Here is a 26296-nt window from a genome sequence, read left to right as displayed (position 1 = left end):
TCCTACGATAACATCGTCGACCATTGCTGCGAGGCATGGAACAAGCTCATCGATCAGCCATGGCACATCATGACCATTGGTCGGCGCAAATGGGCACATGGGTTATGATCAATGCAGCTTGGTATAACTCTTAGCCAAGCGGGTCATGGCTTCGGCCGACGCTGCGGCCATGACCCGCCCCAGCGCTTCGCCTGCATCGAAACGATTGGCTGCCGCAGCGATGGCCACTGGCTTCTCAGGATCAAAACTCAACTCCGCCAGCCAATACGTATTAGACCCATTGTGCCAGAGACTGCCGTCCTCACGCTCCACCCAACCAAAGGCGTAATTGGCTGCAGGTGGCGGCGTGTGCAGAGCGCGCCAGGTTTCTGTCTTGAGGTAATCCGTTCGCTGGCCTTGGTGGCCTAGGCTATGCGCGAGGCCAAAAGCGAGAAGGTCTGGGATAGAGATGTGGACGCCACCCGCTGGGGCCATCGAAGCGGGATTATCCGCCCCCGCACTGAACCCGACAGCCATTAAGCGGCCACCCAGCAAGGCTTTCCGGTGACCTTGAGGATTGCCTTGCCCTGGCGGACCAAAGCCAGCAGTGGAAAGCTTCAGCGGCTTAAAGACCTCCTCGACCATCAAGTCCTCATACGCTTTACCCGTGACGGCCTCGCACAAGGCTCCGGCCAAGACATAGCCATTGTTGGGATAAACCATGCCGCTCTGAGGCGGCAGAGCAAAGGCTTTCGCAACCCAAGTCGCACGGCCGTCCCTAGGTGAATTGGCACCAGACTGGGCCATCATGTCGAAGGGCGACAAATTGGTTGGCATGCCGGTCTGACCTGTCATCAAATGGGCCAGCGTCCGGTCGCGATAGGCTGGCAGCATATCGGGCGCGAGGGTGCCGAAGGCATCTCCCAATTTCATATCCCAAGAAAGCAGCCCACGCTCCACAAGGCGGGCAACCAAAGTCGCGGTCATGGATTTGGTAATGGACCCCACATGCCAAAGCTGGCCTTCGCGCACGCGCGTCTGGTCGGTCACAGTCAAAGTTCCGGCAACAACTTCACGGCCTTCTTGAGCTTTTCCTCGTAAGAGCTGGAACCCACCTACCAGGGCCGGGATTTGATACTTGGTTTGGCCCGCTTTCACTTCTGCGGATAGATCACCGAGGTCCTTGAGAGCGCTTTTTTCCGGGACGGCACCTTCTGCCAAGCGCGACAAGGTCAACGGCAGCGCGCCGCCTTGCGACCACGTGCCTTCCAAAAGATCCTTGTCAGATAGTTTAAGCATGAGGCGGCCCTTGATAGCGGAAAAGGTCACATCCAGCGCCGTTTCACTGACCGTGCCGGCATCGGCGGGGATCGGCTGGTTACCTTGATCAACCGAATAAAGGATCGGCAATTGCCCGTCTTGCACCACCAAGACCAGTCGCAGCGTCGTGGAGCCCGCAACCAATTGCCCGCCCCAACGACCTAGCAAGCCGGCGGCAGGCTTTGCTTGTGCTGATTTCAAAGGCCCAAACAGCGAGGCAACAAAAGGAATGGAAGCAACCAACGACTGTAGCGAGGTGCGACGCGAAACCATATAATCCATCCTAAATCTATAGACAGGCCAATCTGTCCTCAATCCATACCTAAAAACGCATTTACCGTCAGCCGTCCCGTGCTTGGATTTGGATCAAAAACAAATTCTTTTGGAATAGAAGCACAGTGTAGGCTGGAACTGAGATAAACAATCATGCGGTTAAAGCGCGCCTCAACGCCGCCTATCATCTCATAAATCGGGCTGTTCTCGTCAATATAGGCGGCATCCGGCAGGCCGAGCCTTGCCACATCAGCATTAAGCGCTGCTTCAAAGGCTGAAAAGCGGCCTGCATCCACGCTTTCAAACCCAGTGCTGCGTTGCCGGTAAAAGGCCGTCCCCCCTTGGTTCTCGCCTTGGCAAAGATAGAGAAGGGCAGCGACGCGGCCATATTCGAGGCTGTCGAAGTGCGGCAAGCGCTGGATCGGCTGAAGCTGCTCTGAGGGCGTGGTCACAAGGGAGAAATTGCTTTCTCTCAGACCGGCTCGACCCGTATAGTCAAAACAGCGGGGCAGGATTTCCGATAGCGGACCCAATAGGGTTTGAAAGGATGACGGCGGCACAGGCGCGCGGATCCCCGGATAGAACGGCCCATTTGGTGCAAAGCTTGGCCCGTTGACAGCCAAATCGATAATCGCTTCAGGGTCAGGCAGATAATCATCCAACACGACCACTTTGATGGGCTCTTGCCCAAAGTGATACACCTGTGCCGAACGCCCATGCGTTTCAAAAACCTCGACCGGAAATTGCTGCAGATCGCCCATCACATCCCGTCTGTAACAGTGCGACAAAAATCTTGAGCACGCTCAGCTTGCACACGCTTGAACGCCTCCGCGCTTGGTGCCAGACGGCGGACTAGCAAGAGCCCTTTGTCACTCGGCAGGCTAACCACGACTTCCCCCAACTTTGCCGCAATGGGTGAGCGCGCAGAGACAACCATAATCCGGGCCCCCTCTGGCCCGATCTTGCGGTCATTCAGGGTGAAGACATTGTCCGTATTGCCGGCATAGAAAGCCGCTGAGGTGTAGTCTGCACCTTTACCGATAAACACCCGAACCGGCCCCTTTGTAAGGTCAAGGGCGCAAGTCGAGTATGCGAGATCGGGTGACGAACGCACGATTTGCTGGTTTTGCGGGGTGACCATATTGCCATGAGCGAGGCGATTAATTCCACCAGAGGCTTCGGCGATACGCTTCATCGCGATGTTCATGATCACACTTGGGATGAGGCCGATGGTCAATAAATGTCCCAGAACCGCGAGCAGCGCACCAAAGGCTAGAGGCTTCAGCCAGCCGGGCTTCTTTTTGTCTTGAGCCATTAGTTTGCCCCCCCTATTGCTGGAGTTTGGGTGCAGGAAATTTTTTTGATGCTTGGAAGCTTCAAGGCCTGCAGGGCCGACTTCTCAACCGATTGCGGGTTGTAAAGGCGGATCGTCAAAGAATAGGTGCCGCCGCCCTTGCTGGACAGCCAAGGGCCGGGGGTTGCTGGCCGTGTCGCGCTTAATGTCCCAGTCCAAGTTGTTGCAGGCGCGACAAGCGCGCGCGTGGCATCGATCGAGCTCGCCCCATCGGTATTGACGGGCAACATCTGATCGGCCCCGTAAATCGTGATCGACCACCAACGCGTCGGGATCGCCTCACCGCTGAGGGCATAGGTGCAGCCTTCAACCAATTTCGCCCCATCATCATCGACATCGCGGTTGAAGTAGACCGTTTCTTCCTTCGTCAGCGCCAACAGGCCTACGCGCGCAATCGTGGCACGAAGCCAAGGGTTAGCCGCAGCTGCGCCTACAGTGGGATCAGTCGACCAGCGACCTGACACAAGCTTGGCGTCGCTAAACAAACCGCCAGAAATGCTGAGCGCTGAGCCCACACCAAACCCTAGGCCCAAGACGCCGCAGATAAGCCACCGCCACATAGGCACCCTCCCCTGATTTTTAGTCTTGGGGTCAGCTTAAGCAACTGGGCAGGAAAGAATAGGGGCTCTTTGCACTTCTGAGTGCGGCTCAAGACTTGGCGATAGCGAGGCAGAGCTCTCGTCCGATCAAGGCCGCGGTGCCAACGTCCCCACGATCCCAGCGCAGGACAAGCGCTTTTGCGCGTAAGCTTAAGAACGGGGCCTCACCGCCTGCCGCAGACATCGCCAATGCAGGCCCAAGCCGGGCTGACCAGACAAGGGCTGGGTCGCGGTCTGTTGCCCATGCCAAGCCATCCACACCACCGGGAGCAGGCACAGGGGTGAGGGTGCCATCGGATGGCAAGGCAAAGGGCCAAGGTGCGGCCTTAGGGGCAAAGATCAGACTGAGGGGGACCGCTTGCTTCAGCCGAATAACAAGGAAAACCTGTCCGCCGGATTGAACCGCGGCCATAGCCAGACCTTGTACTCGCCCCGTCATCGCATCTTGTGCGTCGCGAGGCCCAAGCGCGCGCAGACCGGCATCTTCGGCGTCTGACAAGGCGGCTTGAATAGCGGCGTCATTGACGATGGCCGTGGCTTGAACCGGTCCGCCACCACCCTCACGCGCGCCCGCCACCATCAACCGCCATAGCGCAACGGCCCCCGCCCCCGTTGAGGCCAAAACCAGCAACAGGACAAAAGCCCCCGCGCCGTACGACACAAAATCTGGCGCATTGAGCGCCAAAGGTGCGAGCAAGGCGAGCAAGAAAAAGGCCAAGATCAGCCCGCCCGCCGACAAGGCGATCAATCCCCCTTCATGACCCGTGCGCGCCTTGGCCGCGTCAAAACCATCACGCAAATTCTGTAGGAGAAACTTTGGGTTCAAAAGGAGAGGTGTGCGCGCCATGACTTAGTGATGACGTGACTCTGCCTGTTTGTGAAATCGGATCCTAGCAAGGACCTCAGACACGATCAAAATAGCGCGCCAACACGCCTTCATAAATGTCCGTCAGGGTCTCAATATCGCGGGTTTCCACCCGTTCATTGACCTGGTGCATAGTCGCGCCAACCAAGCCAAACTCACACACCGGGCAATAATCCTTGATGAAGCGCGCATCCGATGTACCGCCCGTGGTCGACAATTCGGGCCTGCGGCCAGTCACCGCCTCGCAGGACTCTTGGATAAGGTGGGTCAAAAGGCCGGGCGGGGTGAAAAAGGCTTCGCCTGAAACCATGATGGACAGATCAATCTTGCCGTTGAACCCAACTTGCGCGCGCTGGGCTTCGGCCTGCAGCCAGTTGGAGAGGCTTTCGCCAGTGTGGGCTGTATTGAAGCGGATATTGAAGCGAGCAGTCGCCTTTTCTGGGATCACATTGGTCGCAGGATTGCCGACATCCATAGTCACAACTTCCAGATTAGAAGGCTGGAAGCCTTCGGCCCCGTCATCCAATTTATGGCTCTGGATTTGGTGCAATAAACCAATCAATGCGCGCACAGGATTTGCGGCCTTGTGGGGATAGGCGACATGGCCCTGAGTACCGGTGACCGTGACCGAGCAATTGAGCGAGCCACGGCGACCATTTTTGATCATATCGCCCATGGCGTCTGGATTGGTCGGCTCGCCTACCAAGCATTGATCCAGAACCTCTCCTTCAGCGGTGATGGCTTGAAGTAGTTTCTTGGTCCCATGCAAAGCCACCCCTTCTTCGTCCCCGGTGATCAGGAAAGAGATGGAGCCCTTGGGCTTTGGGTGCTTTTCCAAATAGCGGGCCGTGGCCGCGATAAAGGCTGCGATGCCGCCTTTCATATCGGCAGCCCCTCGCCCGATCAGCAACCCGTCTTGCAGCGCCGCCTCAAACGGATCGACCTTCCACTGGGCCAAGTCCCCCGTCGGGACCACATCAGTATGTCCAGCGAAACAGAAATTTGGCCCAACCGTACCAAAGCGGGCGTACAGATTGTCGATATCCTCGAAGAGGTAGCGTTTGACCCCAAACCCAAGCCCTTCCAGCGCCTTTTGAACAACGTCGAGCGCGCCAAGATCAGCCGGCGTGACGGAGGGTTTGCGGATCAAGTCGCAGGCAAGACGGATGGGGTCGATGGTGTTTGCGGTCATGCCATCAATCTAGGGCAGATTGGTGGCTCTAGCCAGTGGTCGCTACCCGGCGGATCGCAGCCATGGCCACTGCATTCGCGATCAAGTCCGTCCCTTCGGTCCAAACTGGTTTTCCGGTCAGAATGGCGTCGACAACACCGTCGAACTGGTAAGCGTAGGATGGCCGCCGCGGGAAGGTTTCACGTGTTTTCTGCCCATTTGCGGTCAGGATCAATTCTGAGCCATATTGGGGTGCCAGCGGATTATCGATATCAAGTCGGCCTTTTGTCCCAACAAGCTCTAGCCGTGGAGGCTTGCGGCCGCCGACGGGGTCCATGTCACAGATTACGTCGGCTTGAAGACCATTTGGAAACGAAAAATGCGCCGTGGTGCGTCGATCTGTTCCATCAGGCTCAAGATCTTGATGGGCCGCTGTTACCTCAGGCTCCTCCCCTGCCAATTGGCGCAACCAGCTTACAGGATAACAGCCGAGATCGGCTAAGGCTCCACCGCCTTGTACGGCCTGCCATCGAAATTCCTGCGCCCTGCGGACGATAGGCGCAGAAAACTCCGCCTCTGCTGACACGAGCTCCCCTAACTGACCGGATTGAACAATCTCCATCGCCCGATTGAACAAGGGATGCCAGCGATAATGAAACGCCTCGATCAACCGCTTACCAGCTTTGTCTGCGGCTTCCACCAAGGCATGCGCATCAGCCTCGTTCACAGTCGCCGGTTTTTCCAATAGGACATGCTTGCCCGCTTCAAGGGCTTTCAGGCTCCACTCGAAGTGACCCGCTGGCGGCAAAGCATTATAGACGACGTCGACATCGTCGCGCGCGACCACCTCTTCATAGGCCCCAGCATTGGGAATTGTATGCGTCATGGCGTACTCAAGCGCGCGCTCTCGCGTTGATGCCCCAATCGCTACCAGAGTTGCATCTGGATTTTCTGAAACGGGATCAATCAACGCAGCTTTAGCGATGCGCGCTGCACCCAGAATAGCGAACCGAAGAGCCATTTACTGCCAATTCATAAAAAAGGCTACGCCTACTATAAGTCCAAGTTTTCATCCGAATCGATAAAAACGCAAGACTGCCAATTTCGTTTGGAATGAGACTCGGTCAAGCCCAGCACATCACGAAAACGTGATAATTGTAAAAATGGCTCAGTATTTTTGCATTACTGAGAAAACCAAATCTAGCCGCAGCGCTTGGAACGCCATTCAGCAACTTGAGGCAGGCTCTCCCATCCAAACGCCACTTCACTCGGGCCATTGGCTCGCAATACTTCTAGGCGCGCCATGCCGTCGTCAAAGGCGGGAATATGGCCAATTGGCACCCACCAAAAGGCCATATGGACGGTGCCAAGGGAAGGAAACCATTCAGCTTTCTGGTTGTAAACTTTGACGTGCGCCGTCTTCCACACAAAGTCCTCTAAAGCCTGCGCTGATGTCCACACGCTCATATTGATCAAAAAGCGCGGGTCTTCTGAAGCGCGAATGTCCATGGCACTGCCGGCATCAGACTTAAGCCGCCAAACAAATCCCTCAGCCCGCTCTGCAATCGCGTTCACAGCGTCGATGCGGCTCGTAAAGCCTGCAAAGCGCGGGTCATCCTGATCATAACGCGCGAGGGACACATTGATCTGGGCTAGATAATGCCCTTCAGGGTGAGGAAACATCGTGTGTCCTAATCGCGTAATAGCTCGTTGATACCTGTTTTGGAGCGGGTTTGCGCATCGACGGTCTTGACGATGACCGCACATGACAAGCTAGGGCCCCCTTTAGGGTCAGGCAGAGAGCCCGGCACAACCACGGCATAGGATGGTACTTCGCCGCGATAGACGGTGCCAGTTGCCCGATCAATGATCTTGGTCGAAGCACCCAAGAAGACGCCCATGGAGATCACGGCACCTTCGCGAACGATGACGCCTTCAGCGACCTCGGACCGCGCACCGACGAACACATTGTCTTCGATGATCACAGGCCCCGCCTGCAAAGGCTCCAACACGCCACCAATGCCGGTGCCGCCCGAAATATGGACATTGGCCCCAATCTGAGCGCAAGAACCAACTGTGGCCCACGTATCAATCATGGTGTTTTCGCCGACATAGGCCCCAATGTTCACAAAGCTGGGCATCAGGACTGCGCCCTTCGCGATGAAGCTGCCCCGGCGTACAACCGAACCTGGCACCATGCGGAAGCCTGCTTCGCGGAAATCAGCCTCTAGCCAACGCGCCGTCTTCAGCGGCACTTTATCAAAGGCGCGCCCGGCATGTTGCACGGGACGGGGATCATGCTCTGGGTCGATCAAATAATTATCATTGAGCCGGAAAGATAAAAGCACGGCCTTCTTGAGCCATTGATGGGTGGTCCATTGCCCGTCAGCGCCACGCGAAGCAACGCGCACAACACCTTGATCTAACAAAGTCAAAGCTTCCCCCACCGCATCGCGGACGGCCCCAGTCGTCTCAATCGAGATGGTGGTCCGGTCTTCCCACGCGGCGTCAATGGTGGCTTCAAGGTGGTTCAGATCAGTCATAAGCGTGGTCATTTTCAGCTAGCGGGTTTGGCCATAAGATCTTTTGCTATGCCTGTGCTTGAAGTGTCACGCAATCGCTTGCGTCATAACTGACCGAAACAATTAAAACAAACGCCCACCGTTCGGCACAGTTTGATCGGGTGCAAAGAGCACGACTTCACCATTTGGATCAGGAAAGCCCAAAGTCAGCACCTCTGAACGGATCGGACCAATCTGGCGCGGCGGGAAATTGACGACCGCTGCGACTTGGCGACCGATCAATTCTTCGAGGCGATAATGGGTGGTGATCTGGGCAGAAGACTTCTTCACGCCCAAAGTTGGACCAAAGTCGATCATTAAAATATAGGATGGTTTACGCGCAGCCTCAAAAACCTCTGCCGACACAATCGTGCCGACGCGAATATCGACCTTCAAAAAGTCATCGAAGCTGATGGGCTCAGCGGCGGGGGCCAAGGGGTCGTGCAGATGATGCATAGGCGAACCTAAATCGAACCCTTTTCCTCAACCACCAAAATCCGGGCGGCTCCCACGGGGCTAGCAATATGTTCATCGCCCACTTGGGCCACAAAAACATCATTCGGGCCAAGGCGTACGGTCTTTTCGATGCCATCTGTGCGATAAGACATATCGACATAGCCATCGACGACCATAAAAACTTCCGCGCCTGTATTGGTGTGCCAGATGTAAGGCTTGTCCGTCCAATGCAGGCGGACTGTGGCCCCCGCAATCTCGGCCAAATCACGCGCGCCCCAAGCGCGGTCTGCGGTAAACTGGGTGATGTCTTGATGGATCTCAGCCATGTTGATTTCCAGCGTCTACAACAGCTTCCAAGAAAGCGGTCAGGTCATTGGTCATGTGATGCACATGATCGGGCGTTTCATCGACGGGTCCTGCAGGGCGACCATCCACGGGCTCATGGCTCCAGTCCTTCCAAGACCAGACGAGGATGGTGGAAAAACCTAGATCATGGGCGGTTAGCAAATTGCGCGACAAATCCTCAACCATCACCGCTCTGGTTGGCTCAACCACATGGCGGTCAATCAGGACATCAAAGGCTTCGCGCTTGGGTTTAGGCACATAGCCGGTGGCCTCAATGTCAAACAAATCGTGGAAGACGTTGTCTAGGCCCAAAGCCGTCAGCGTGCGCTCTGCATGGCCACGAGAGCCGTTGGTGAATACCATTTTGCGGCCCGGCAACGCCTCAATTGCCGCCCGCAGTTTCGGCGCGGGCACGACGGGGCTGTAGTCTAGATCATGGACATAATCGAGGAAGGCACTGGCGGGCATAGCATGCTCGCGCATCATGCCGTTCAACGTCGTGCCATAGGTCGTGTAATAATGCTTTTGCTTGGCTTTCGCTGCATCATAGTCGAGGCCCAAATAGCTGCCGACAAATTCGGTCATGCGCTCATCGATTTGGGCGAATAAATCACATTCAGCGGGATAAAGCGTATTATCGAGATCAAAGACCCAATCTTCGGCCTCATAAAGTCGGGTCAGGGGGCGCGTGGTCATGAGCGAATAAGGGTTCCAGAACCTGAGTCAGTGAAAAGTTCGTTGAGGATCGCGTGGGGCGTGCGGCCATCGAGAATAACCACGGCCTCCACGCCCGATTCAATGGCTGTGATAGCTGTCTCTAATTTAGGGATCATCCCGCCATTCGCAACGCCAGACGCCATCAAGGCCCGCGCGTCCGCAATCGTCATTTCAGGGATCAGATTGCCATTGCCATCCTTCACCCCTTCAATATCGGTCAACAATAAGAAGCGCTTGGCGAGGAGCGAGCCAGCCAGAGCCCCAGCCGCCGTATCTGCATTGATGTTGAAGGTAGCGCCAGAGGGGTCCACACCAATGGGCGCAACAACCGGCACATAATCTTGGTCTGCCTTGATTAAGGTCATGACCAATTGGGCGTCGACTTCCTTTGGATCGCCGACAAAGCCCAGATCGACCACTTGCTCGATCCGGCTTTCAGGGTCTTTGCGGGTGCGAACAACTTTTTCGACCGTGAATAGGCGTGCATCCTTGCCCGATAGGCCAACGCCGCGCACATCGGCTTCGCGGCCTGCTTGGGTGATCAAATGCGCCAATTGCTTATTGACCGCGCCCGACAGCACCATTTCGGCGATTTCCATCGTGGCCGTATCGGTGACTCGCAGGCCGTCAACAAACTCAGACTTCACCCCAGCCCTGTTCAGCATGGCGCTAATCTGCGGCCCGCCGCCATGCACAACAACGGGGTGAATGCCAACAAGCTTGAGCAAGACCACATCGGCCGCAAAGCGCTGGGCAGTCGCCTCATCGCCCATCGCATGGCCACCATATTTGATCACCACCGTCTCGCGGTCATAGCGCTGGATAAAGGGGAGCGCCTCAGCCAAGGTTTTGGCGGTTGCAAAAGCGGTCTCAGCTTTGCTGGCGGCGGCAGTGTCGGCAGTCATAGGCGTTAGATTCCCAAAGGGCTCATAGGCAGGGTGATCGCTTTAGCGGGCTCTGCCCCTCACGCCAAGCTGTTTGGGCGTTTGAGGCATGCGGATGTATGTGTCGTCTCGCGGCGGCGATGTGATCGCGAGGCAACTTTGTTGGAGCACGTCTGTGATCCAAATCATGGCTAGCAATGGCGGCGCGTCGTGAAGCTGCACAGTTTCGATCAGTGTTTTGTGTGTCAGCAGGTGAACTTAATCAATCCTTTTGGAGTCTGAGAGGTGCCCTTTGGCGGCTCAAATCGACATTCCGATCTCAACCCCCGTCCTTGCGTAAGCACCAGATTATCAGACTCCGGCGAGGATTGGACCATATTGCCTTCTTTGGTGGTCACTTTGACTAGGCTCAACGTCGTATATCCTTGTCCATTGCAGAATACCGCATAGCTAAGCCACAAACCTTTTTCACCATGGGTCTCAGGGGTCTCCCACTGCGACTTTAAGCGAACACAGTCTGCAGAGCCATTTTTGAAGAAAATATTGTATAATTTTAAAAATTTTGGGTCTTGCTGCTGATTGGAGAAGTTAAATTTGGTCCCTTGAAACGTCAAAGGAACCGGCCAACCTCTAACGCAAATTGACTCCGGAAAACTGGGGTCGCAGGTCGTCAGCTCATATCGTAAGGAGACGTCGTCATCCTCCGGACCGAAGTCCCAGGAACTCCGCATCATCCGCACGCGAGCCTCATCAACGCGCCAAATCCACCCATTGTGCATGGACTCATAAACGGTACCGGTCGGCACTTGGTTCTCGGTCGTACCTTTATCGCTCGCTTTCGGAACCCAATCACAACTCGACAGCGCGGCGATGGTCAAAAGGCCGATGATTTTGGCGATAGATTTTTTGTTGGTCATCAAATCAAAGCCTCCTCTGCGCTTGAGTTAGCAATCCAAGCCCCATCCAAGCAGCCGCGCATCCTCTCACCGAAACGTCTTAACCTCAAAACGCCCCGTATGGGTCGCAATCCCGCGCTTCATGCCTTCGCTGACATAGGGCGTGGAGACATTGCCCATGGCGTCCACTGCAATCAGGCCACCATCGCCGCCTTGGGTTTCCATATCGGCCAAAGCTCCGGCGCAAGCCGAAGCCAAGGTCTGCCCACCATAGCGGACGCGGGCGGAGATGTCGGCGGCCACGGCGGCGCGCATGAAATATTCGCCTTGGCCGGTGCACGACACCGCCACACGCTCATCGGCCCAAGTCCCTGCCCCGATCAACGGCGTATCGCCGACACGACCAGGCATTTTGTTTAGGAGGCCACCAGTTGAGGTCGCCGCTGCCAAGCGCCCAGCAATATCGCGCGCGACAGCACCGACAGTGCCATGGGCCAACTCACCGGGTTCAACCGGTCGGCGAACGGCAGGGGTGTAATAGGCGGCAGGGTCTTCGATCTCTTCCAAGCCCAACTCGTGCGCAAAAGCCTTGGCCCCAGCGCCAACCAGCAACACATGCGGGGTCTCGTCCATCACGGCGCGGGCGGCCATGATCGGCGAGCGAAAACCAACCAAAGCCCCGACAGCTCCAGCGCGTCGAAGTGCGCCGTCCATCACGGCAGCATCGAGCTCATACTCGCCATTAGCATTGGCCGAAGCGCCTTTGCCCGCAACGTGGAAGCCCGAATCTTCCAACTCCCGCACCATGGAGACAACTACGTCGAGCGCTGACAAGCCTTCTTCCAGCATATCGGCTCCGCGTTTTAGGACTTCCGCCATATGGGCCTCTTCCCGGTCATAGGTGCGACCGCGAGCTGGTCCTGCGCCGCCATGAAGTGCCAATGCCCAAGCCATGAAACGCTCCTTATGCGCTGGGTGCCAGAGGGGTCACCCAAGAAAAATGAGAAATGAGACATGATCCTCTAGTGCGAAGCGTCAGGCTTCGCTATGCCTTTCAAAACAGATTGCTCAGGAGAAACATCATGAAGGCACTTTTGTCCCATTCACCCGGTATGCCCGAGACCCTTAGCTTGGCGGAATTGCCCGATCCAGTTGCTGGCAAAGGCGACGTTATTCTCGATGTGAAAGCAGTTGGCATCAATTATCCTGACGTTTTAATCATTCAGGACAAATACCAGTTCAAGCCAGAGCGCCCGTTTGCGCCAGGTGGTGAAGTGTCCGGCGTTGTTTCGGCTGTTGGCGAAGGCGTCACCCACCTCAAAGTTGGTGACCGCGTGATTGGCTCGACCGGTTGGGGCGGCTTGGCAGAAAAAATTGCTTTGCCAGCCGCGCGCTGCATTCCCATCCCTGACACCATGCCGTTTGATGAGGCCGCTGCCTTCATCATGACCTATGGCACCAGCCATTATGGCCTGAAGGATCGCGGGCATTTGAAGGCGGGCGAGACATTGCTCGTTCTAGGTGCAGCTGGCGGGGTTGGCCTTGCTGCGGTTGAACTTGGCAAAGCCATGGGTGCGAAGGTCATCGCCGCCTGCTCCACCCAAGAAAAAGTCGACGTCTGCCTCGCCCATGGCGCGGATGAAGGCATTGTCTATCCAACTGGTGAGTTTGACGCTGAGGGCAAAAAGGCCTTGGCAGACCTGTTCAAAAAAGCCTGCGGCCCCAACGGAGCAGACGTGATTTATGATGGCGTTGGTGGAGCCTACGCTGAGGCCAGCTTGCGCGCCATTGGATGGGAAGGCCGTTTCTTGGTCATCGGCTTCCCAGCTGGCATTCCTTCCATTCCGCTGAACCTCACCCTTTTGAAGTCCTGCCAGATTGTTGGTGTTTTCTGGGGCGCATTTACTGCGCGCAACCCAAAGGCGAATCAGGAGAACATCGCTGAACTGATGGCGTTGTATGCGGCCGGCAAAATCAAACCGCATGTCTCTGCACACTTCCCATTGGAAAAGGGCGCTGAAGCGATCCGTCATCTTATGGACCGCAAAGCCACTGGAAAGGTCGTTGTAACCTTATGACAGAACCCAAACCTCCCGGTGCTATGATTGTAGCCGGGACTTTTCGGGCAAGGCGGGGTGTAACCTTGCCCGTTTTGGCGGCGATGGCAGCGATGTCGACGGCATCGCGCGCCGAAGATGGCTGCGAACTTTATACCTATGCTGTTGATGCGTTTGACCCAATGACCATCCGCGTCTTTGAAATCTGGTCAGACATGGCCTCATTCAAACGCCACCGCGAAGCCAATCACACAAAGATCTGGCGTGGGAAGTGGAATGATCTTGGACTGGGCGACGCCAATCTGACCTCGTACGAGATCGACAATAAAGCACCGCTCTAGACGGTGTCTCATAAACTCAGGGAGTAAAGCCATGGTTGGACGCGTGAAGGACAAGGTTATTGTCGTGACTGGTGCTGCAAGCGGCATTGGCCTCGGCACGGTAGAGCGCTTGATTGACGAGGGTGCCTTTGTTCTGGCTGCCGACATTCAGGATGAAAAAGGGGCGAACTTAGAGGCTCGCTTCAAAGACAAGCTGATCTATCGCCATTGCGATGTGACCGATGAAGCCCAAGTCAAGGTCATTCTTGACCAAGCCGCCGATCATTTCGGCGGTGTGGACGGCCTTTTCAACAATGCAGGCTCAGCCGGCGTCATGAGCCCCTTGGAAGAGGTTGAGTCCAAGGACTGGAAAGCGATCTTCGATATTCTCGTTACCTCGGTCTTCTACGGCACCAAGCATGCCGTGCCACATCTGGCCAAGCGCGGCGGCGGCGCGATCGTCAACACTGCCTCCATCGCAGGCCTTGAAGCGGGTTGGGGCCCGATTGCCTATTCCACAGCAAAGGCGGCGGTGATCCATTTCAGCAAAGTTGCAGCCGCCCAATTATGTGCGAAGAACATTCGGGTCAATGCGATTTGCCCCGGCCTGATCGCTACCTCAATCTTTGGCACTGCCCTTGGGATGCCACGCGAACAAGCCGATCAATTGGCGGCTCTCATCGCCCATCAAGGTGGTACGGCCCAACCGATTAGCCGGGCAGGCCAGCCGAGCGATATTGCTGAAGCCGTCCTGATGTTCATGAGTGATGCGGGCGGCTTTATGACGGGGACGCATCTGGTTGTTGACGGCGGCATCACAGTCGGTCCGCGCCACGCTTGGGACCCTGCTGCCCCCTCCCCCATGGCCTCGATCTTTGGTGATGCCGTGCCGACGACACAAGGCTAGTTCAGATACTCGATGGATCAGACCGCTAGCCCAGCCAAAAAACTGCCGCTCTCGCCCAATGGCATTGGCGCGCTCTGGATGTTGGGGTCAGCGGTCGGGTTCTTGATCATGGCGGTGCTGGCCAAGGGCCTTGGCTCGACAACCAGTGTTGCAATGCTGATTTTTTGGCGCTCTCTGGCAGGCGTTGTGGCGGTTTTGCCGTTTGCCTTGATGGCCGGGCCGAAGGTTTGGAAGACCAGCAGACCCGGCAAGCTTTTGCTGCGCTCTAGCTATGGCACGATTGGCTTTTTTGCAGGTTTTTACGCACTCATACATCTGCCTTTGGCGCAAAGCCAAGCGTTGAGCTTTTCACGCACCTTATTCATGACCATTCTGGCGGTCGTAATCTTGAAGGAAAAAGTGGCTTGGCGGCGTTGGACCGCCGTTGGGATCGGCTTCCTTGGTATCTTAATGATGACCAAGCCGGATTTCTCTGCCCATGTGACAGCCATTGATCCGGCAACCTTGGCAGCGCTGGTTTCAGCGTTGGCGTTTGCGTTTGCTCTGGTAACCGTCAAGGACCTAACCAAGGATCATTCGTCTTTGACCTTGGTGGTCTATGGCAATGTGTTCACAACTTTAGCAGGTCTGCCCTTCCTCATTCTCGACCCGGTTTTGCCAGACCTGAGGACGATGGGCCTTCTCGTCGCGATGGGCTTTGCCGGAGTTGCTGCGCAATCCTGCTATGTGCGGGCGTTGTCAACGGGGGACGCCTCTCTGATGGGTCTGATTGACTATATACGCTTGCCCTTGGTTGCCGGAGCTGGGGTGATTTTCTTCAACGAAATCCCCGACGCATTGGCGATGGTGGGGGCGGCGATTGTCATCATCTCCACCCTTTACATCACCATTCGCGATGCGCGAACCAATTCAGTCAAGCCGCCTGCCCCGCCACCAGCCTAGAGCCCCACTCGTTCAACATGCCCAGCGTGATTAGGGCTTGCCCACCATAATAGAGGGTCCAAACCGCCGGGCTTGTGACCCGGTGCCACGGCGATTCAGGACTCAAAGCGAACATTTCCACGCCTAAAATCATATCCGAAGTCGCAAAAGCGATGACGCCGATCACCACATAAGTGACATTTGGGCCGGAAGGCAGAGCGAGCGCGGAAAAGCACATGCCAAGAATGATCAGGAAGTAGATGGTCAGCGGGCCTTTCATGGCACCTAGATGCGGCCACAAGACCCTGAACAAAAGAAAGGCACTGGTTAGCAACAAAGCAAGGGCAGCAGCGATTTGCCAAGCTACCAAGCCGCCCTTGAACGCACCAAACTCAAGAAACAGCGGGATGTAACAGCCATGCGCAATAGCAAAAGCAACTACCCCAGCTATAAAGCGCTTCTCCCCCGGCCCCGCCAGAGCCAAGTCTCCCACCGCACTAGCGGCCAAAGCAAACAATAGAAAGCTTGGCCCCTGTGCTTGCCACACGACCAAGGCGAGACCCGCAACCGCAGCTGTCTTCATAAAACTGCGAACCGGATTGGCCGCCTGCTTGTTGAAGATCAGACCATAGAGCACTGCCGCAACGGCCGATAACAGCCATAACAAAACCATGGGTTCCGCAAAATCAATCACCATAGCCTCAGCCCCCAACGCGCAGCGAAAGGCCACCATCGACGGAAAGACCTTGGCCGGTGATGAATCCCGCGTCATCGCTGGCAAGAAAAAGCGCGACTTTGGCGATATCGTTTGGTTCGCCCAAGCGGCGCAAAACAGCCTTGTTTGCCCACGTATCTGCAATCTCTGGCCGTTTATCCCAAAGGCCTTGGGTCATGCCGGTTCGAATAGCACCGGGCAGCAGCCAATTGGCGGTGACGCCAAACTTGCCAAGTTCAATTGCTAAGGCGCGCGTGAAGCCTTGAACGCCCGACTTGGAGGCAGAGTAGGCGGCAAGCCCCATACCACTGCCTTCAGCCATAACAGATGCCGTGTTGATGATACGGCCAGCTTGACTGGTTTTCAGGTCGGGGATGACAGCGCGGGTGAGGCGGAACATCGCGCGGAGGTTCACGTCCAGCGTGCGATCCCAATCCTCATCGCTGGTTCGCTCCACCAAGCTGTTGGTGGCAATGCCGGCATTGTTGAACAAGATGTCGACCCCGCCCAGTTGGGCGCGTGCTGCCTGTAAGATTTGCTCGGGGGAATCCGCATCGGTCACCGATTGGCCGTGCATGAGAATGGTAGAACCTTCAAAGGCTGCATCTAACCGTTCGCCCGGCAAGTCCACTGCGAGGACTTGTGCGCCCTCGTTGGCAAACAAGTGCGCGGTAGCTAGTCCAATGCCAGAGGCTGCCCCCGTAATAATGGCCCGACGGCCAGCCAATCGTTGAGTCAAAAAATGTCCCTTCTCTGCGTCTGCAAAGAAGGGATAATAGATTAGTGCGCAGTGTCGATGGAAAAAAACTCGTGCGTCGGTTGAACTGCAGTCCGCAGACCCTGGAGGGGGGCTGGGGGGGCTGTTGGGAAACCAGAACCTGCGAGATGTTCTGCTGTCCAACCGACAATGTCGTTATCGACCCCGCTTGTGGCGCGATCTGGGTGCAAATGCGGCAGAACCGGGGCATTGCATTAATTATTTGTCATTTAACATCACCAAAGCATGAAGATGGTTTCCATTTGGTGTTTTACTTCAAGTCAAATGAGCCTAAACACACGATATGAAGTTCGCAAAAATGAATGGCCTTGGCAATGAGATTGCCGTCTTAGACGCGCGCGACCGCCCCCTGACCTTAAATGCCAGCGCGGTGGAGGCCCTAGCCGTCGCTGGAAAAGGGATTGGTTTTGACCAGCTAATGGTCCTACTGCCACCCAAAAACCCCTTGGCAGACGTTTATACCGAGATTTGGAATGCTGATGGGTCCAAGGTTGCCGCGTGTGGGAACGGCTCGCGCTGTGTCGCTTGGTATGTAATGCGGGAGATGAAACGAGAAAATCTGGTGATTGAAACAGAAGCTGGCCTTCTGGGAGCCGTCAGTGTCGGCCCGAATAGGATCAGCGTCGATATGGGCGAACCCATTTTTGATTGGGAGCGTATTCCTATGTCTGAACGCATGGATACAGTTCGTATTGAGCTGCAAGTTGGCCCGATCGACGATCCAGTCTTGCATGGCCCGGGCGCCGTCAGCATGGGCAACCCGCACTGCGTCTTTTTCGTCCAAGATGCAGAGCTTGCCCCCGTCGAAGCCGTTGGGCCGATGATTGAGTATCACCCCCTATTCCCTGAGCGCACTAATGTTGGCTTTGCCGAGATTGTGGCGCGAGACCATATTCGCTTGCGGGTATGGGAACGCGGCGCTGGCCTGACGAAAGCCTGCGGGACTGGGGCGTGTGCGGCACTGGTGGCCGCTGTGAGGCGTCGTCTATGCGACCGTACCGCCAACGTACAAGTTGATGGCGGCATGCTGCAGATTGAATGGCGGGAGTGCGATAATCACGTCATCATGACTGGGGCAGTTGCCCTCGAATCTGAAGGTAATCTAAGCGGAAATTAGGTAGATCGCAGCCTGATAGCTTGACGAGTTCGCCCTCAGACCCCAAGCACCCCGCGCAAGCAGGGAGTTTAGACTCATGGCGAATGTGGTGGTTGTCGGGGCCCAATGGGGCGACGAAGGCAAAGGCAAGATTGTAGATTGGTTGAGCGACCGTGCCGATGTGGTGGTCCGCTTCCAAGGCGGTCACAATGCCGGCCATACGTTGGTTGTAGGCAACAACGTCTATAAGCTCTCGCTTCTGCCTTCAGGCGTTGTCCAAGGCAAATTGTCTGTGATCGGCAATGGCGTGGTCGTTGACCCTCACGCACTGCTGGATGAAATCAATCGGGTTCGTAACCAGGGTGTGGTGATTGACCCATCGATACTAGTTCTAGCCGAAAATGCGACCCTGATCCTTGCCCTGCATCGCGACTTAGATGGTGCACGTGAAGCTCAGGCCGGTGCTGGCAAGATTGGCACCACTGGGCGCGGCATCGGCCCAGCTTACGAAGACAAAGTTGGCCGTCGCGCTATTCGCGTTGCCGATCTAGCTGACCCCGATGCGCTGGACGCCAAGATCGAACGCTTGTTGGCCCATCATACGGCCTTGCGCAAAGGCCTCGACCTGCCAGAACTCGATGGCGCTGCCATTAAAGCAGAACTCGTCAGCCTCGCCCCCCAAATCTTGCCCTATGCCCAGCCTGTCTGGAAAGTGCTGGAAGAGACCCGCCGTCGGGGCCGCCGCATTTTGTTCGAGGGCGCTCAGGGCACGCTGCTCGACATCGACCATGGCACCTATCCCTATGTGACCTCATCCAACACCGTGTCTGGCCAAGCCTCAGCGGGCACTGGCATGGGTCCAAACTCCTTGGGCTATGTGTTGGGTATTTGCAAAGCCTATACGACCCGCGTCGGCGAAGGCCCCTTCCCGACTGAATTGTTCGACGATGTGGGTAAGCGCATCGGTGAACGTGGACATGAGTTTGGCACGGTGACCGGGCGTCCACGACGTTGCGGCTGGTTTGACGCCGTGCTGGTGCGCCAAGCGGCCATCGTCGGCGGCATTAGTGGCTTAGCGCTAACCAAGTTAGATGTGCTCGATGGCTTTGAGCAACTCAAAGTCTGCGTCGGCTATCGGATCGGGGACCGCGCCTTAGATTGGTTCCCGGCTGGCCTTAAAGATCAAGCCAGCGTCGAGCCGATCTTTGAGTATTTCGACGGCTGGCAAGAAACTACGCGCGGGGCGCGCTCGTGGAAGGACCTGCCAGCGAACGCAATCAAATACGTACGGCGCATCGAAGAATTGGTGACCCGGCCCGTCGCCCTGCTCTCCACCAGCCCAGAACGAGACGACACAATTTTGGTGCGTGATCCATTTGAGGGGTAAGGGCTGATGGACCAAAAGCCACCGCCCCCAAATTCCGAAGATGCCCCCGCCCCCGATTGGGATGACGAGGACGTTGATGAGGCCTCGCGCGAGCTAACGCCCGAAGAACAGGCGCTGCATCAGGAAAATATGGCCAAGCTTGGCCGGATCATGCGGGCCTATGGTATTTTGAAGTTTGGCTTGACGGCCCTGCTGGTCGTAATCGTGATCAAATTCTTCGGTCGCTGAACCTTATCGCCAAAGCGCACGGGGGTCGCGCGTGCAGCTTAGCTGGGTCCCACCTACATCCAGCGCCAACCGATTGGCGGTGGGCTCTCCCCAAGCATAGCCTTCGGCCCGGTCATCACCATCAATCAAGAGATAAAGCGTCAAAGAAGGCCGGTTCTGGCCAATCGGCCATTCCACATTGCGGAGGCGAAGCCGAAGCTTTGTAGGATTGCCGCCCGCAAACTCAGCGCTAGCCATACCGCCTTGATCATGCACAACAAGGTCGGTCACAATCGCGCGTTCTGCCCCTTTAGCAACGGAAGCCCAGCACGTGAAAGTCTTGGTGCGCTTCAACCGGGTTGGCGGCAAATCACTGCCACCAAAGACGCGGACACCGCGCTCGTCGACGCCAACATCGCGCACTTCCCACACATTAGCAGAAAGGTCATGCTGTTCGCTGACCGATAGAACCCGCTTGTCGGCATTGGTCACGAGCTTGCAGGTTGCCGGACGGGTCGCGCCACTAAAGCCTTCGCCGCGCCGGCGCCAAATGATGTCGCAGCCTGCAACCGGGGTAAAGGAATCCTTCTTCACTTGATCGGGCTTCAATCCCTCTGACCCTTCAATTTGACGCCAAGCCCCTTCCAATGGTTTGCCGTCTTTAGGAGCAAAGCCTGCGAGGCGCACCGCCCCAAGCTCTTGATCCACGCTAAGTGTCCAAATTCGTTGGCGAACAACGGGGCCGGCTTCACCGCCCTTTCGGTATTCAACATAGAAGCTGACAGGGCCAAACTCTGGCGCTACGACTGGCTTAACGACCGCATGTAGCCGTTCTTGGCGTAAAGGCAGAGGCACGTTGAGCTCGGGTTCGAAAAAGGTCTGTAGCTCATTATCCCAGCGCCCAGCCAAAAGGTCGGCCAGGTCTAACATGTCTTTCTCAAGGACATCCTTCATGGCCGGTGGCATCAGCTTAACCGGGATAGGAACCGGAGGTGCCGATGTTACAGCCTTGGCCGGTGGCATGGCTGCAAGATCTGGTAGGCCAGCCTGTTCGGCGATCGATTGGTTGACCATGTCCGTCAGGATGCCTTCGGGCGTCAACTCAGGCGGCAGTGACTGTGATGAGGTGGCAGGCTTGGATAAAGCTTGCGCCCTGCCAAAATTTGGGGAGAGGACGGCAATGCATGCCACAAAGACGGCGGCCTTATTCTGGTAGTGGCGTGTCGAAATCGGCATGTCCAGTCCCTGTTTTCCCTCATTAGGAGAGCGACTATGTCATGATTTTGTTTGGCTTTGCCAGTCCTTGCTCTGCCATACCTGAAGGCAGGCCTAGGAAGCTAATGCCGTTGGTAAGGTTGGGGCCGATGGGGCGGCTGGGGTGTTGGTGCTGATTAGGGACGGCGTGGCGCTCGTCGAAGCTGGCGTTAAGAGACGAACAAATTCGCTGGCGACCATGGGCTTGCCAAACAGATAGCCTTGCAACGTATGGACACCCGCAGCCTTTAGAACCGCATGCTGCGTTGCTGTCTCGACGCCCTCGGCGACCACTTCGCGGCCCAAGGCCCGACCGATACTGGAGACGGCTTGGATGATCGCCAAAGCCTCGCGGGAGGTTTTAGGATCAAGATCGAGACTGGTCACAAACTCGCGGTCGATCTTGATCTTGTCAAACGGGAAACGGTGCAAGGAAGTCAAACTGGAATAGCCGACACCGAAGTCATCCAGCGCCAGTTTGCAGCCCATGGATTTGATCTGGGCAAACAGCTGGCGCACGCGATCAGGGTCACCCAAAAAGGCCGTTTCGGTTACTTCCAACACCACCCGGGCGGGATTAAAACCGGTCTCGGCAAACAGCTCCTTCAAATCGCCAACAAAATTTTCGTCAATTAATTCAAGTGGTGAGACGTTGAGCGCAATCGGTAGATCGCCCCAATCTGCGGTATCGTTAAACACGGCCTGGCGGACAAAGTGGCCGATGTGCGCAATGAAGCCCGATTTCTCGGCAATAGGAATAAAGACGTCTGGGCCAACACGCGCCCGGCCGCCGCGATCCCACCGTAGAAGCGCTTCTGCTGAGACGACTTGATTGCCGGTGCGGTCATAGAGCGGCTGATAGACCATACTAAGCGCACCCGTTTCCAAATCCGCTTCCAGTTCGTCGCGCAGGGCCTTTTCGTCTGGCGACAGAATGGCCGTGTTGAACACTTCAACGACTGATGGCTTCACTTCGGCCTTAATCTCAGGCGCTGGTTCCTCAGGTAAATCAGACTCCATCAGGATAGCGAGGCGGTCTAGGGTCATGTGCAAGAGCGCAATGGCACGCTCAATCTCAGACTGCGCAATCGGCGTGTTATGGATGCGGACCGCGGCTTCAATCGTACCTGCTAGTTTCGCTACGGCACTTGCCCCAATATTCAAGCTCATCGACTTCAGCGAGTGAGCAGCCTTCGCAATACGGTCTCGATCACCCGCGTTTAAGGCCTCTTGTAGTTCGATCAATGTGCTGGGGGCGTGGTTGCGATACAGACCAACCACACGCACGACGAAATCGCGACGGTGCGTCTTCAGATCGCGCAGGAAAGGCAGAATCACCGCTTCATCAAACAAACCCCCTTCGACTGAGCCCCTATTCGCGTCTGTGGAGTCCCACGTCTGATCATCCGACCGCGCGTCAATCATTTCGAGCGCCTTGGTTGCCAAACGAGCGGGCAGATTTGCTTTCAGGATTTCACCCAAAGCCACCAGCGTGAACGGCTTGTGCAATACCCCGTCCATCCCGCATTCCGACCAAGCATTTGCAGCCGTACCCACGACATGGGCGGTCAAGGCAACCACGGGCATACGCTTGCGGCCTTCTTTGGCTTCAAGGGCGCGAATAGCTCGGGTGGCTTCATAGCCATCCATGACGGGCATAGAACCGTCCATTAGTACCAGATGATAGTCTTTGGTCGCGAGAACGTTCAGGGCATCTTGGCCATCAACGGCGACATCGGCCTTAATCTCAAAGCGCGACAGGGCCTCCACCGCCACCTCGCGATTGACCTCGCCGTCGTCGACGACCAAGACACGCGCATCAGGAAAGGCCACTGTGATGGCTTGGTTCATCAAGCCGCCTTGGGCGAGGGCAAAGCTGGTCCCGTTGCGTAATGCCAAGATCAAATGGTCAATATCGGCGTGGCGGACGGGGCGTTGCAATGCAGCAACCGCTTGACCAGCGCGCACCATGGCATCGGCGGCGGAATCATCAGCATCGGCAATCAGTACGAGCTTTTTGGGATTAAAGCCGGGTGGCAATTCGGTGCGATTGACCTTGTCTGCAATCAGCAAATCCGGCTGCAAAGCATCTGTTTGACCAATCACAGCCCCAGCCGTAGCCAAGCGTCGACTGATCGCCCAAGATTCAACTTGGCCGTCTACAAAAATCTTGACGCACGAGGGCACGTCGCCTTCTTCCAGTTTGGGCGGGGCAGCTGAGACGCGTGCCTCACCTGTCAGGGCTGGCAAACGTATGTGAAAGCTAGTGCCGTGGCCCTGCTTACTGGTCGCGCCAATCTGGCCGCCCATAGCTTCCACCAAGCGCTTGGAGATCGACAAGCCGAGACCCGTACCACCAAAACGACGGGTGGTGGTTTGGTCTTCTTGGGAGAAGGCCGAAAAGATGCCAGAAATCTTGTCTGCAGCAATCCCAATGCCGGTATCCTGCACAATCAAGCGCCAAAACTGACTATCTGGATCAGGCTCCAACCGAACAAGCACATGGCCGGTTTCTGTAAATTTCAAAGCGTTGGAAACGAGGTTGGAGATTACCTGACCAAGACGGACTGAATCGGCAGGGATCATTTTGGGGGCTTGTGGATGGGCCGAAGCGACCAGCTCCAAACCTTTTTCCCGTGCTTTTGTATGGAATAGGGCCAGAACATCATCGACCAAGTCCAGCACATTGATCTCACAAATTTCCACTTCAAGCTTGCCAGCTTCAATCTTGGAGAAGTCGAGAATATCGTTGATCACCGCTAGCAAGCTACGGCCAGATTTCACAATCGTGTCTGCATGGCGCTTGGCTTTGGCCGGCAAGGATTCCGCCGCCAACAATTCTGCCATCACCATCACACCGTTCATTGGCGTACGAATTTCGTGGCTCATGGTCGCCAAAAAGTCTGACTTGGCGGCGTTGGCACGCTCAGCCGAGTCTCGGGCCACCAGATAGTCGCTGGTCCGCGCTGCCACTTCAGCTTCCAGACCGCGCATATGGGCTTCAATACGGCGATCCCGCTCACCAATGGCTTCCAACATGGCGTTGAAGCCTGTCACCAGCGTGCCGACTTCGTCCGTGGTGGTTGCCTCCACCCGTTGCGAAAAATCGCCTTTTTGGCCAATTGCGGCCACGGATTTGGTCAGATCGGTCAATGGCTCGGTCAGTGCGCGTTGAATGCGCCGGGAGATTGCCAAGGCCATCAGCAATGCCAAAAAGGCAATCCCCAACACGCTGCCAATGGAACGCAGCAAGGGCGCCAAGAAGTCATTGGCCATATGGACCACGACGACTCGCCCCAACACCTTGCCACCCAATTCGATCGGCGAGACGACTTCCACAGATTTGGTCGTGATCAGCGCGATGAGGTTTGGATCGGCGCTTTCACTGTCCAAGCGCACGTCGTTTCGCAACCGGGTACCAGAGCCATTTTCGGCCAAGGACATACCATTAGCAAGTTCCACCCGAGCGTAAACGATCCCAGGGCTGCGGGAGATCGCACGAATGGCGATAAAGGCGCGTTGGCGATCTTCGTCATCTGCTGCTTCTGCCGCGCTGCTGGCCAAAACTTGTGCTGCCGTCCGCATTTCAGACCAGCGCGCCTCTGCGTGGCGCGTCATATCCTGATAGGCAAAAATCATGGTGACCGGCACGACCGAGAAAATCACCGAGCCCAGCACAAGCGCCGCCAACCGTGACCGGATGGAGCTTGGCTTTCTGGCCTTTTGGACTTTCTGTTTAGGAGGCTTCGTCTGAGATTTCACCTGATCAAACCTGGGCGCTAGCATCGGACTCCCTAAGTAGCGCGGACACATTAAGTGCGGGTTAAGCCAACAGATTTTGGCCACTGCTGAACTAGCCGGTAGCACTGCATCGCGACAACTTGGTTTGACGGGCGGTTAACCGATTTAAGCTAGGGTGTAGGGCTAACAGGAGCCTGATAGACGTGCACAAAGCCGTTTTAATTCATCATTACAGACACGCTGAAATCGCGTTTGTCTGCCGTTCTGACAAGGTTGCACCCGATGAGTGACTTTGGCCGAATGGCTGCATCCCAATTTGTGGCGACGGATAATGCGCGGATTTTGGTGGTCGACGACGATCCCATCCTGCGAGAGTTTGCGGGTGTTTATCTATCCACCCCGACTATGGAAGTTGAAGTCGCAGAAGATGGCCGCGTCGCTTTAGAGCGCCTAAAGCAAGGTGGGATCGACATTGCCTTAGTCGATCTGGAAATGCCCATCATGGATGGCTTTGAACTGATCGCTGCTGTGCGCGCCGAACCGAGCCTTGAAGACTTGCCCATTGTGGTCATCACAGGCCGCGAAGACATGGAAGCAATCGACCGCGCTTATGGCACAGGAGCGACCTCGTTTGCGATCAAGCCGCTGAACTGGCGCTTGGTCAGCCACCAATTGTCCTATGTGCTGCGCAATAGCCGCGCAGATGCTAAACAGCGCCAAGGTCGTCGCTTGGCAGAACAAGCCGATGGCTTGAAAACTAACATCCTGCGCTTAATGCGGCATGAGTTTAATACGCCCTTCAATGTCATCCTAGGCTTTGGTAAACTGATTGAGGGCCATAGCGACAATCTAGCCATTCAAGGTCATGCCCGTCAGATTCTGAACGCCGCCGAAAAGTTCAAGCGGATGCATGATCAATTGATGGAATCTGCTCGCATTCTGTCTGGCGATATTGAGGTCACCAAAAAGGTGTTCTCGGTTGCCGACTTGATTAAGGCCGCAGCGCGTGAGGCCCTACGTGGGGGTGGCAAATCGACTGATCTGAAACTGGCCGATCGGACTGGCAACTCTGAAATTACTGGCGATTATGATCTACTACTAACGGCTTTGCGCAATCTGATTGAAAACGCATTCGCCCATGGCCAAGCCCCAATTCATGTCATCGGCCAAAAGACGGCCAATGGCCGGGTAGCCATCCGCGTCTTAGATGCTGGCCAAGGCATGGACCAAACAAGCTTCGCCCTTGCAATCCAAGCCTTCAAGCAAGGTACCAACGCATTACAACGCACTGAGGATGGCTTAGGGTTGGGCTTAGCCACAGCTGTCGGCAGCTTGAAAGCTGTTGGCGGTGAAATACATCTTGTCAGCGGCGAAGATGTCGGCTTTGGTATTGAGATGGAATTTCCAATTGAGTTATAGCAATTTGGAAGAAAGATTTATTTTATTGAATATAAAATTACTTTGTAGTTAATATCTGGCTTCGAATACTAATC

At 56.0% G+C, this 26296-nt stretch carries 27 protein-coding genes; 8 read left to right on the top strand and 19 right to left on the bottom strand.

Going from position 1 to position 26296, the window contains the following annotated elements; all coding sequences use genetic code 11:
* Positions 1-108: 108 nt before the first annotated feature.
* From ACIQ20_RS07920 to ACIQ20_RS07850, 15 genes are all read right to left on the bottom strand, one after another.
* Complete coding sequence (locus ACIQ20_RS07920; RefSeq protein ID WP_395779102.1) at positions 109-1572, bottom strand: serine hydrolase domain-containing protein; 1464 nt, start codon at positions 1570-1572, stop codon at positions 109-111.
* Positions 1573-1610: 38 nt separating this feature from the next.
* Positions 1611-2333, bottom strand: a complete 723-nt coding sequence (locus ACIQ20_RS07915; RefSeq protein WP_395779100.1) for a DUF6445 family protein — start codon at positions 2331-2333, stop codon at positions 1611-1613.
* Positions 2333-2887: a DUF1254 domain-containing protein gene (locus ACIQ20_RS07910; RefSeq protein WP_395779098.1), complete on the bottom strand. Its 555-nt coding sequence runs from the start codon at positions 2885-2887 to the stop codon at positions 2333-2335. Before ACIQ20_RS07910 ends, ACIQ20_RS07915 begins: the two co-directional genes overlap by 1 nt.
* Positions 2887-3486: a DUF1214 domain-containing protein gene (locus ACIQ20_RS07905; protein ID WP_395779096.1), complete on the bottom strand. Its 600-nt coding sequence runs from the start codon at positions 3484-3486 to the stop codon at positions 2887-2889. Before ACIQ20_RS07905 ends, ACIQ20_RS07910 begins: the two co-directional genes overlap by 1 nt.
* An 88-nt stretch (positions 3487-3574) precedes the next feature.
* On the bottom strand, positions 3575-4372 hold the full coding sequence (locus ACIQ20_RS07900) for a hypothetical protein (RefSeq protein ID WP_395779094.1): 798 nt from the start codon (positions 4370-4372) through the stop codon (positions 3575-3577).
* A gap of 55 nt (positions 4373-4427) precedes the next feature.
* The gene (dapE, locus tag ACIQ20_RS07895) at positions 4428-5582 is read right to left on the bottom strand and encodes a succinyl-diaminopimelate desuccinylase (RefSeq protein WP_395779092.1); all 1155 of its coding nucleotides are present in this window, start codon (positions 5580-5582) and stop codon (positions 4428-4430) included.
* A 28-nt stretch (positions 5583-5610) separates the two neighbouring features.
* Complete coding sequence (locus ACIQ20_RS07890; protein WP_395779090.1) at positions 5611-6582, bottom strand: Gfo/Idh/MocA family protein; 972 nt, start codon at positions 6580-6582, stop codon at positions 5611-5613.
* 179 nt (positions 6583-6761) lie between these two features.
* Positions 6762-7244: a DUF3291 domain-containing protein gene (locus ACIQ20_RS07885; protein WP_395779088.1), complete on the bottom strand. Its 483-nt coding sequence runs from the start codon at positions 7242-7244 to the stop codon at positions 6762-6764.
* Positions 7245-7252: 8 nt separating this feature from the next.
* Positions 7253-8104 (bottom strand): 2,3,4,5-tetrahydropyridine-2,6-dicarboxylate N-succinyltransferase, encoded by an 852-nt coding sequence (gene dapD, locus ACIQ20_RS07880; RefSeq protein ID WP_395779086.1) that lies wholly within the window; start codon positions 8102-8104, stop codon positions 7253-7255.
* A 102-nt stretch (positions 8105-8206) separates the two neighbouring features.
* Positions 8207-8578, bottom strand: a complete 372-nt coding sequence (locus ACIQ20_RS07875; protein WP_395779084.1) for a tRNA-binding protein — start codon at positions 8576-8578, stop codon at positions 8207-8209.
* Between the two features lie 8 nt (positions 8579-8586).
* Positions 8587-8904: a cupin gene (locus ACIQ20_RS07870; protein WP_395779082.1), complete on the bottom strand. Its 318-nt coding sequence runs from the start codon at positions 8902-8904 to the stop codon at positions 8587-8589.
* Positions 8897-9619: a pyrimidine 5'-nucleotidase gene (locus tag ACIQ20_RS07865; protein ID WP_395779080.1), complete on the bottom strand. Its 723-nt coding sequence runs from the start codon at positions 9617-9619 to the stop codon at positions 8897-8899. Before ACIQ20_RS07865 ends, ACIQ20_RS07870 begins: the two co-directional genes overlap by 8 nt.
* Positions 9616-10545: an acetylglutamate kinase gene (gene argB / locus ACIQ20_RS07860; protein WP_395779078.1), complete on the bottom strand. Its 930-nt coding sequence runs from the start codon at positions 10543-10545 to the stop codon at positions 9616-9618. The genes ACIQ20_RS07865 and argB overlap by 4 nt, the downstream gene beginning before the upstream one ends.
* 224 nt (positions 10546-10769) lie before the next feature.
* Positions 10770-11441, bottom strand: a complete 672-nt coding sequence (locus tag ACIQ20_RS07855; protein WP_395779076.1) for a hypothetical protein — start codon at positions 11439-11441, stop codon at positions 10770-10772.
* Positions 11442-11507: 66 nt separating this feature from the next.
* Complete coding sequence (locus tag ACIQ20_RS07850; RefSeq protein WP_395779074.1) at positions 11508-12374, bottom strand: isoaspartyl peptidase/L-asparaginase family protein; 867 nt, start codon at positions 12372-12374, stop codon at positions 11508-11510.
* Between the two features lie 128 nt (positions 12375-12502).
* On the opposite strand from ACIQ20_RS07850, the gene ACIQ20_RS07845 reads away from it, so the two are divergent.
* Genes ACIQ20_RS07845 through ACIQ20_RS07830 form a run of 4 tightly spaced genes read left to right on the top strand, consistent with a single transcriptional unit; the run spans position 12503 to position 15646 of the window.
* Complete coding sequence (locus ACIQ20_RS07845) at positions 12503-13498, top strand: NADPH:quinone oxidoreductase family protein (RefSeq protein WP_395779072.1); 996 nt, start codon at positions 12503-12505, stop codon at positions 13496-13498.
* Complete coding sequence (locus ACIQ20_RS07840; protein ID WP_395779070.1) at positions 13495-13818, top strand: putative quinol monooxygenase; 324 nt, start codon at positions 13495-13497, stop codon at positions 13816-13818. The genes ACIQ20_RS07845 and ACIQ20_RS07840 overlap by 4 nt, the downstream gene beginning before the upstream one ends.
* A 31-nt stretch (positions 13819-13849) precedes the next feature.
* Complete coding sequence (locus tag ACIQ20_RS07835) at positions 13850-14704, top strand: SDR family NAD(P)-dependent oxidoreductase (RefSeq protein ID WP_395779068.1); 855 nt, start codon at positions 13850-13852, stop codon at positions 14702-14704.
* A 12-nt stretch (positions 14705-14716) separates the two neighbouring features.
* Entirely contained in the window at positions 14717-15646 is a 930-nt protein-coding gene (locus ACIQ20_RS07830; protein WP_395779066.1) for a DMT family transporter, read from the top strand.
* Here ACIQ20_RS07830 and ACIQ20_RS07825 read toward each other — a convergent pair.
* Together ACIQ20_RS07825 and ACIQ20_RS07820 are read right to left on the bottom strand one after the other, a co-directional pair.
* A complete protein-coding gene (locus ACIQ20_RS07825; protein WP_395779064.1) occupies positions 15618-16322 on the bottom strand; it encodes a lysoplasmalogenase in 705 nt (234 codons plus the stop codon). The genes ACIQ20_RS07830 and ACIQ20_RS07825 overlap by 29 nt on opposite strands.
* Before the next feature lie 4 nt (positions 16323-16326).
* Positions 16327-17079, bottom strand: coding sequence for an SDR family NAD(P)-dependent oxidoreductase (locus ACIQ20_RS07820; protein WP_395779062.1), 753 nt, complete (start codon positions 17077-17079; stop codon positions 16327-16329).
* 322 nt (positions 17080-17401) lie between these two features.
* On the opposite strand from ACIQ20_RS07820, the gene dapF reads away from it, so the two are divergent.
* The 3 genes from dapF to ACIQ20_RS07805 all read left to right on the top strand — a co-directional run bounded on the left by dapF (position 17402) and on the right by ACIQ20_RS07805 (position 19829).
* A complete protein-coding gene (gene dapF, locus ACIQ20_RS07815; protein ID WP_395779060.1) occupies positions 17402-18235 on the top strand; it encodes a diaminopimelate epimerase in 834 nt (277 codons plus the stop codon).
* Between the two features lie 76 nt (positions 18236-18311).
* Complete coding sequence (locus ACIQ20_RS07810) at positions 18312-19601, top strand: adenylosuccinate synthase (RefSeq protein WP_395779058.1); 1290 nt, start codon at positions 18312-18314, stop codon at positions 19599-19601.
* A gap of 6 nt (positions 19602-19607) precedes the next feature.
* The gene (locus ACIQ20_RS07805; RefSeq protein ID WP_395779056.1) at positions 19608-19829 is read left to right on the top strand and encodes a hypothetical protein; all 222 of its coding nucleotides are present in this window, start codon (positions 19608-19610) and stop codon (positions 19827-19829) included.
* 3 nt (positions 19830-19832) lie between these two features.
* Here the strand turns inward: ACIQ20_RS07805 and ACIQ20_RS07800 are convergent, their stop codons facing one another.
* Positions 19833-21044, bottom strand: coding sequence for a chromophore lyase CpcT/CpeT (locus ACIQ20_RS07800; protein ID WP_395779054.1), 1212 nt, complete (start codon positions 21042-21044; stop codon positions 19833-19835).
* A 93-nt stretch (positions 21045-21137) separates the two neighbouring features.
* On the bottom strand, positions 21138-24824 hold the full coding sequence (locus tag ACIQ20_RS07795) for an EAL domain-containing protein (protein ID WP_395779052.1): 3687 nt from the start codon (positions 24822-24824) through the stop codon (positions 21138-21140).
* Between the two features lie 261 nt (positions 24825-25085).
* Here ACIQ20_RS07795 and ACIQ20_RS07790 point away from each other — a divergent pair, with 261 nt between their 5' ends.
* Positions 25086-26222, top strand: coding sequence for a response regulator (locus ACIQ20_RS07790; RefSeq protein WP_395779050.1), 1137 nt, complete (start codon positions 25086-25088; stop codon positions 26220-26222).
* Positions 26223-26296 lie beyond the last annotated feature (74 nt).

The organism is Aquidulcibacter sp. (genome assembly GCF_044346625.1).
Taxonomy (GTDB): domain Bacteria; phylum Pseudomonadota; class Alphaproteobacteria; order Caulobacterales; family Aquidulcibacteraceae; genus Aquidulcibacter.
Note: the sequence above shows the minus strand (reverse complement) of the source record. Positions and strands in the feature narration are given on the sequence as shown.